The sequence below is a fragment of the Pseudoflavonifractor sp. HCP28S3_F10 genome (genome assembly GCF_052065415.1).
Taxonomy (GTDB): Bacteria; Bacillota; Clostridia; order Oscillospirales; family Oscillospiraceae; genus Pseudoflavonifractor_A.
The window spans coordinates 100,459-107,832 of the sequence record NZ_JBQHUB010000006.1; the positions used below are offsets into that span (position 1 = coordinate 100,459).

Below are 7,374 nucleotides of genomic sequence, written 5' to 3' on the forward strand. Positions count from 1 at the left end.
AGAAAGGAGCACGTACATCATGATCGACCATCTGCTGAAAAACGGTATCATCGTCACTGTCAATCCCGACCGGGAGGTGTTCTTCCACGGCGCTGTCGCCGTCCAGGGCAACAAAATCGTGGACGTGGGCGAGAGCGCCGCGCTGGAGGCCAAGTATCCCGACGCGGCCCAGGTCACCGACCTGGAGGGCAAGATCGTCTTCCCCGGCTTTGTCAACACCCACAACCACCTCTTCCAGACCCTGCTCAAGGGCCTGGGCGACGACATGGTGCTCAAGGACTGGCTGGAGACCATGACCTTCCCCGCCGCCACCAACCTGACCCGTGAGGACTGCTACCTGGCCGCCATGCTGGGCTGCATGGAGGGCCTGCACAGCGGCATCACCACCATGCTGGACTACATGTATCCCCACCCCACCGGTGAGCTCTCCGACGGCGTCATCGACGCCATGCGTGAGCTGGGCATCCGCGGCATCCTGGGCCGGGGCTGCATGGATACCGGCGCGCAGTTCGGCGTCCATCCCGGCATCATGCAGGACATGGATACCATCGAGAAGGACCTGCGCCGCCTCTTTGAGACCTATCACAACAGCGAGAACGGCCGCATCAAGATCTGGGTGGCCCCCGCGGCCATGTGGTCCAATTCCCGCCCCCTGCTGGAGATGCTGTGGCGGGTGACCAATGAGTACAAGTCCGGCTTCACCGTCCATATCTCCGAGACTCCCTTCGACCGCGACGCCGCCGAGGAGCTCCACGGCAAGCCCGATGCCGAGCTGCTGGAGGAGATGGGCATCGTAGGTCCCAACGTGCTCATGGTCCACTGCTGCTACCTCACCGACAAGGACATCGCCATGGCCAAGAAGTATGACATGAAGGTGTCCCACAACGTCTGCTCCAACCAGTACCTGTCCTCCGGCGTGGCCGATGTGCCCAAGATGCTCAGAAACGGCATCACCGTCTCTCTGGGCGTGGACGGCGCCGCCTCCAACAACGCGCAGGACATGGTGGAGCTGATGAAGTTCACCGCCCTGCAGCACAAGGTGGCCACCCGGGATCCCCTGGCCATGACCGCCGAGAAGGTGCTGGAGATGGCCACCATCGACGGCGCCCGGGCCCTGGGCATGGAGGATGAGATCGGCTCCCTGGAAGTGGGCAAGAAGGCCGACCTGGTCATCTTCGACCCCGTGGAGTGCCCCAAGGCCATTCCCATGCACAACCCCGTCTCCACCCTGGTCTACTCCGCCTCCATGAAGAACATCGTGGGCGCCATGGTGGACGGCAAGGTGGTCATGGAGAACGGCGTCATCACCACCGTCAAGGACGAGAAGGAGATCTACCGCCGTGTCCAGAAGTGCGCCGAGGACCTGTGCGAGCGCGGCCACATCACCAACCGCCGCGAGGGCCACAAGTGGAACCGCTCCTTCGGCTGAGCCTTACCCCGTAAAAACATCCGGCCCGCCTCCTCCGGGAGGCGGGCTTTTTTTCTTCCGGCACCCGATTGTGGTCACATATTTTGGCTGTCTATTTCATTTTTGTATCCATTTTGTTACCGTACTGTGACCATCCTCTGCTATACTGTCCCCATCTTCCGGGCCGCGGGCGGCCCGGCCCGCGACAGGAGGGCTCTTCATGACGTTCCGGAACCGCGCCTGGAAACGGGGCGCGCCCCATCCTTATCCCATCCGTCAGGCCCTCTGGGATTACCAGCTGGAGGAGGCGCGCCAGCTCCCCGGCCACTGCCTCCGGCGGCTGGGGCTGGCCGGGGACGCGGTGTGGGCCGTGACCATCGACTGCTTCTTCTTCCACACCCGGGACGGTTCCGCCCTCTTTGCCCCTCCGGTACTCGATCCGGTCAGGGACCGGTACTGCTTCTCCCTGCCCATCCCGCCGGAGGAACTGACCGGTGTGGAGATCCATCTGACCTGTTATCAGGGGCCCCGGCGGAAGCGCCGCGCCGCCGCTCTCTCCTTTCCCCTGTGGGAGCTGTCCTTCGCCCGTGTTTCCCCCCGGCTGCTCCGGTTCACCCTGGCTCCGGGGGACACCGGCTGCTCGGTGGCCGCCCCCCTCCCGCTCAGGGAGGGGTGGGAATCCACCGTCTGCTCCGCGGACGGCGGCGTCCACTGTTTTGCCTTTTCCTCCCCTCCCGGCTGACCGCATCCCTGCCAGCCGGGCAAAAACGCGCCCCCGGTCTTTTGAGACCGGGGGCGCGTTTTCTTCTTTCACAGGTCACAGGCAGGCCGGCTCACGCGCCGGTACCGCCGCCGAATTCCCGCAGCGTCAGGTTTTTGTTGCGCTCCGCCGTCCAGTCGATGGCCCACTGGGATCCGAACAGCAGGAGCTGGTTGCCCTTGTAATCCTCCACCAGCTTGGTGTCGGAACCCAGGATCAGGTCCTCCTCCTTCAGCGGCTCGGCGTCCTCCTCTTCCCGGACGATCCAGCGCAGGTACTCGTAGGGCAGGCCCTCCATGTAGAGGTCCACGTTGTACTCGTTCTTCAGCCGGTACTCCAGCACGTCGAACTGCAGGGTGCCCACCACGCCCACGATGACCTCCTCCATGCCGGTGTAGGGGGTCTTGAAGATCTGGATGGCGCCCTCCTGAGCGATCTGCTCCATGCCCTTGAGGAACTGCTTGCGCTTCATGGTATCCAGGCTCCGCACCCGCTTGAAGTGCTCGGGGGCGAAGGTGGGGATGGGATCAAATCTGAACTTCTTCCCCGGGGCGCACAGGGTGTCGCCGATGGAGAAGATGCCCGGGTCAAACACGCCGATGATGTCGCCGGCGTAGGCCTCCTCGATGATCTCCCGCTCGGCGGCCATGAGCTGCTGGGGCCGGGAGAGGCGGAGCTTCTTGCCGCCCTGGACATGGTAGACTTCCTTATCGGCCTCAAACTTGCCGGAGCACACCCGCATAAAGGCGATCCGGTCCCGGTGGGCCTTGTTCATGTTGGCCTGGATCTTGAACACAAAGGCGGAGAAGGAATCGTCCATGGAGTCAACGACCTCGTCCCCGGCCTTCCGGGGCAGGGGGGCGGTGGTCATGCGGAGAAAATGCTCCAGGAAGGGCTCCACGCCGAAGTTGGTCAGGGCCGAGCCGAAGAACACCGGCGAGAGCTTGCCGTGGCGCACCCGGTCCAGGTCGAACTCGGCGGCGGCGCCGTCCAGCAGCTCGATCTCGTCCACCAGCTGCTGGTGCAGGCCCGCGCCGATGAGACCGTCCAGATTGGGATCTCCCAGCTCCACCTCGGTGGCGGTGGCCGCCTTGGCGCCGCCGTTGCTGGTAAAATGGATGATCTTTCCGGATCCCCGGTCGTAGACGCCCTTGAAATCCTTGCCGCAGCCGATGGGCCAGTTCACGGGATAGGTCTCGATGCCCAGCTCCTTCTCCAGCTCCTCCAACAGCTCAAAGGAGTCCCGGGCCTCCCGGTCCATCTTGTTGATGAAGGTGAAGATGGGGATGTCCCGCATGGCGCAGACCTTGAAGAGCTTCCGGGTCTGGGCCTCCACGCCCTTGGCCGCGTCGATGACCATGACGGCGCTGTCGGCCGCCATCAGGGTGCGGTAGGTGTCCTCAGAGAAGTCCTGGTGGCCCGGAGTATCCAGGATGTTGATGCAGTATCCCTCGTACTGGAACTGCATCACCGACGAGGTGACAGAGATGCCGCGCTGCTTCTCAATCTCCATCCAGTCCGAGGTGGCTGCCCGGGTGTTCTTCTTGCCCTTGACCTGGCCGGCCTGGGCGATGGCCCCGCCATAGAGCAGGAACTTCTCGGTCAGCGTGGTCTTGCCGGCGTCGGGATGGGAGATGATGGCGAAGGTGCGGCGGCGCTTGATTTCCGCTTCATATTTTGACAAGGGATGTCCCTCCAAACCTAAAATAGCCTATATCGCAATACATAGCGTAATATTTTATCATATCTTTCGGTATATCACAAGGGAATCTCCTCCTGTTTCTCCGCAAAACCGTCCTCACCGGGGCTGTGCAGCCCCGCCAGCAGCCCGGGCAGGTCCCCGAAGGCCCTCAGGACCGGATATTTCCCCTCCACGGTCCCAAAGCCGTAGGCCGCGTGGATAAAGGGCACTCCCGCCGCCTCCGCCGCATTGCAGTCCCCCTGGGTGTCCCCCACGTAGACCGGGTGCTTCAGACCGTTGCGCTCCGTCACAAGGCGGATATTGGCCGCCTTGTCCAGCCCCGTGCGGCCGGGGCACTCAAAATCCCGAAAATACCGGCCCAGGCCGGTGACGGCGAAAAAGCCCTCGATATACCCGCTCTGGCAGTTGCTTACCACGAAGAGGGGATACCGCCCGGCCAGCCGCTCCAGCGTCTCCTCCAGCCGGGGATAGAGCCTGCCGCCGTGGACCGCCAGATACTCCGCCTGCCGCCGGGCGCACTCGGCCATCACCCGCTGCCGCTCCTCCGGCTCCAGCCAGAGCATCAGCCGGTCGGCGATGTCCCGCAGCAGCATGCCCATGCAGGCGCGCACCTGCTCCGGCTGAAAGCGCCGGGTCTGACCGCATGCCGCCAGAGCCAGGTTCCAGGCGGCGCAGATGCTGTCCACCGCGTCCCAGAGCGTGCCGTCCAGGTCAAAAAGCACTCCGTCCACCATATCCGGACCTCCTGTCCGTTGTGATCTCAACTTATTTTACCACGGCCCGGCAGGGGCATACAATGGGGCAGACGGTCAAAAAAAGCCGGCCCTGCGGCCGGCTTTTCAGCATGTCGATCACTCTTTCGCCTCGTCGATATAGCTGTACAGGGTGTACTTGGAGATGCCGAAGAATTTGCACACCTTGTCGCCGCTCTTGGTGATGAGAAAGGCCCCGGTGTTGTTGAGGAACTGGATGGCCTTCACCTTATCCTCCTTGTTCATCAGCGCCACCGGCTTGCCCACCACCCGGACGCTCTGCTCAATGAGCTCGTCCAGCAGGTCGCTGACGTTGCGGGCGATGGGCTCGGGCTCCCGGGTCTCCTGCTCCGTACTGGTGAACTGCTTGAGATTGTTCTCCATGGCCAGCATCAGGGTGATGTCGTAGTTGATGCCGAAGATGCCCACGGCCTCCCCGCTGTCATCCCGGATATAAAAGGTGCTGGACTTGAGGATCTTGCCGTCCTTGGTGCGGGTCAGGTAGGCTACATGGTCTTTCAGCTTGGTGCGGTCGCTGTTCAGGGCCTCCAGCACCACATGGGAAGGTCCGTCCCCCACCTTCCGTCCGGTGACATGGCCGTTCTCGATGGCCACGATGGAGCTCTCTGCGTCGTTGGAGATCAGGTCGTGGACCACCACCTCGCAGTTTGGCCCGAACTGCTGGGCGATCCCCTTGGCCAGCTGAAACAAAAACTGGAGCACAGATGCCTCAGGCATAAAACATCTCCTCCTTTTCCGGTGTATGGCGCGGTCCCGGAGCCGGGCGGATGGAGGAATATTTCCCACACCATCGGATTTTGCCGCGCTGTATCATTTTTATCTATTTTATCATATCAGGTCACAATTACAAGAAAAAATCTGTTTGCTAAAAAAATTTTTGCCAAGCTGAAAAAGGGTTGATTTTCTCAAAATAATATGTTAGACTGTGAGTGTAAAAAGAGTTATATCTATGCAAATTGACCAAACTCATCATATCAGTTGTGGCTGCAACGAAGTGCTTCGCGCACGGGCTGAATGAACGTCTTTCATTTCGGCCGTCCGCGGCGGCCGGGCTGGAAGGACGCTCATTTCAATGGGGGTCCTTTTTCTTTTTCCCGCCGGACGCCGGACCCCCATCACATCCATCCAAAAAGGAGGAATTACACATGCTGCTGGTCGGAAACGGAAAACTCATCACCCGCAACGAAACACTCCCCTATCTGGAGGACGGTGCCGTCGCTATTGACGGTCAGCTCATCAAGGAAGTGGGCCCCTTTGCCGAGCTCAAGGCCAAATACCCGGACGCTCAGTTTGTGGACGCCAAAGGCGGCGTCATCATGCCCGGCCTCATCAACGCCCACACCCATATTTACTCCGGCCTGGCCCGGGGACTGAGCATCAACGGCTTCAACCCCACCAACTTTTTTGAGGTGCTGGATGGTCAGTGGTGGTATATCGACCGTCACCTGACTCTGGACGGCACCCGGGCCTGCGCCTACGCCACCGTGCTGGACTGCATCCGGGACGGCGTCACCACCATCTTCGACCACCACGCCTCCTTCTGTGAGATCCCCGGCTCCCTCTTCGCCATCAAGGACGTGTGCCAGGAGCTGGGCATTCGCGCCAACCTGTGCTATGAGGTCAGCGAGCGGGACGGCATGGAAAAGTGCGACCAGGCCATTCAGGAGAACGCCGACTTCGCACGCTGGTGTAAGGAGCAGGACGACGATATGATCCAGGCCATGTTCGGCGGCCACGCCCTGTTCACCATCTCGGACCAGACCTTTGAGAAGATGGTCAAGGCCAATGATGGGCTCACCGGCTTCCACATCCACGTGGCCGAGGGCATGAACGACGTGTACGACTCCCTGCGCAACTACGGCTGCCGCCCGGTGAACCGCCTGCTCTACAACGGCATTCTGGGCGAAAAGACCATGCTGGGCCACTGCATCCACGTCTCCCCCGCCGAGATGGAGATCATCAGGGAGACGGGCACCATGGTGGTCAACAATCCCGAGTCCAACATGGGCAACGCCGTGGGCTGCGCCCCCACCCTCCAGCTCTGCCAGAAGGGTATCCTGGTGGGCCTGGGCACCGACGCCTACACCCACGACATGCTGGAGAGCCTGAAGGTCATCCTGCCCATGCAGCGCCACAATGTGGCCCAGCCCAACGTGGGCTGGTGCGAGACCACCGGCATGCTCTTCCGCAACAACCCCCGGATCGCCGCCCGCTATTTCAAGAAGCCTCTTGGCATCCTGGCGGAGGGCGCCGCCGCCGACGTGATCGTCATGGACTACAAGCCCTTCACCCCCTTCTCCGACGCCAATATCGACGGCCACATGCTCTTCGGCATGATGGGCAAAAACTGCCGCACCACCATCATCAACGGCAAGGTGGTCTACCAGGACCGGGAGTTCGTGGGCATCGACGAGGACCGCATCAACGCCTGGTGCATGGAGCAGTCCAAAAAGCTCTGGGGCGAGCTCAACCACTGTACTTATTAAATGCGCAAAGCAGCGTTGATGCGGTCCTCTCCAAGTGTTTTGCCAACGGCAAAACCTTGATGCCGGGGCAATTCATTTGCCCCGCGCAGATCAAAGCATATGGGCCCCCGCACGGCCACGCCGGGCGGGGAAGGCGCATCAACGCCTGGTGCATGGAGCAGTCCAAAAAGCTCTGGGGCGAGCTCAACCACTGTACTTATTAAATGCGCAAAGCAGCGTTGATGCGGTCCTCTCCAAGTGTTTTG

At 61.5% G+C, this 7,374-nt stretch carries 6 protein-coding genes and 1 pseudogene; 3 read left to right on the top strand and 4 right to left on the bottom strand.

What is annotated here, in order from left to right; genetic code table 11:
* Window positions 1–19 precede the first annotated feature (19 nt).
* Both ACTNBZ_RS04735 and ACTNBZ_RS04740 read left to right on the top strand, forming a co-directional pair.
* The gene (locus ACTNBZ_RS04735) at window positions 20–1,429 is read left to right on the top strand and encodes an amidohydrolase family protein (RefSeq protein WP_441208545.1); all 1,410 of its coding nucleotides are present in this window, start codon (window positions 20–22) and stop codon (window positions 1,427–1,429) included.
* Window positions 1,430–1,628: 199 nt separating this feature from the next.
* Complete coding sequence (locus ACTNBZ_RS04740; RefSeq protein WP_441208546.1) at window positions 1,629–2,150, top strand: hypothetical protein; 522 nt, start codon at window positions 1,629–1,631, stop codon at window positions 2,148–2,150.
* Between the two features lie 91 nt (window positions 2,151–2,241).
* On the opposite strand, the gene ACTNBZ_RS04745 is transcribed toward ACTNBZ_RS04740, so the two are convergent.
* From ACTNBZ_RS04745 to ACTNBZ_RS04755, 3 genes are all read right to left on the bottom strand, one after another.
* Window positions 2,242–3,852, bottom strand: a complete 1,611-nt coding sequence (locus ACTNBZ_RS04745) for a peptide chain release factor 3 (protein WP_441208547.1) — start codon at window positions 3,850–3,852, stop codon at window positions 2,242–2,244.
* A gap of 74 nt (window positions 3,853–3,926) precedes the next feature.
* On the bottom strand, window positions 3,927–4,604 hold the full coding sequence (locus ACTNBZ_RS04750) for an HAD family hydrolase (protein ID WP_441208548.1): 678 nt from the start codon (window positions 4,602–4,604) through the stop codon (window positions 3,927–3,929).
* Between the two features lie 117 nt (window positions 4,605–4,721).
* Complete coding sequence (locus ACTNBZ_RS04755) at window positions 4,722–5,360, bottom strand: helix-turn-helix transcriptional regulator (RefSeq protein WP_441208549.1); 639 nt, start codon at window positions 5,358–5,360, stop codon at window positions 4,722–4,724.
* A 428-nt stretch (window positions 5,361–5,788) separates the two neighbouring features.
* Here ACTNBZ_RS04755 and ssnA point away from each other — a divergent pair, with 428 nt between their 5' ends.
* Window positions 5,789–7,129 carry a putative aminohydrolase SsnA gene (ssnA, locus tag ACTNBZ_RS04760; RefSeq protein WP_441208550.1) on the top strand — a complete coding sequence of 447 codons (1,341 nt, stop codon included), beginning with the start codon at window positions 5,789–5,791 and terminating at the stop codon, window positions 7,127–7,129.
* Here ssnA and ACTNBZ_RS04765 read toward each other — a convergent pair.
* A pseudogene (locus ACTNBZ_RS04765) lies at window positions 7,126–7,374 on the bottom strand (hypothetical protein); the annotation flags it as partial. The gene ssnA and the pseudogene ACTNBZ_RS04765 overlap by 4 nt on opposite strands.

What these genes read in the sequence shown, in the direction of transcription:
- ACTNBZ_RS04735 (WP_441208545.1), top strand. Translation starts at nt 20, where the DNA reads ATGATCGACCATCTGCTGAAAAACGGTATCATCGTCACTGTCAATCCC.
- ACTNBZ_RS04740 (WP_441208546.1), top strand. Translation starts at nt 1,629, where the DNA reads ATGACGTTCCGGAACCGCGCCTGGAAACGGGGCGCGCCCCATCCTTAT.
- ACTNBZ_RS04750 (WP_441208548.1), bottom strand. Translation starts at nt 4,604, where the DNA reads ATGGTGGACGGAGTGCTTTTTGACCTGGACGGCACGCTCTGGGACGCG.
- ACTNBZ_RS04755 (WP_441208549.1), bottom strand. Translation starts at nt 5,360, where the DNA reads ATGCCTGAGGCATCTGTGCTCCAGTTTTTGTTTCAGCTGGCCAAGGGG.
- ssnA (WP_441208550.1), top strand. Translation starts at nt 5,789, where the DNA reads ATGCTGCTGGTCGGAAACGGAAAACTCATCACCCGCAACGAAACACTC.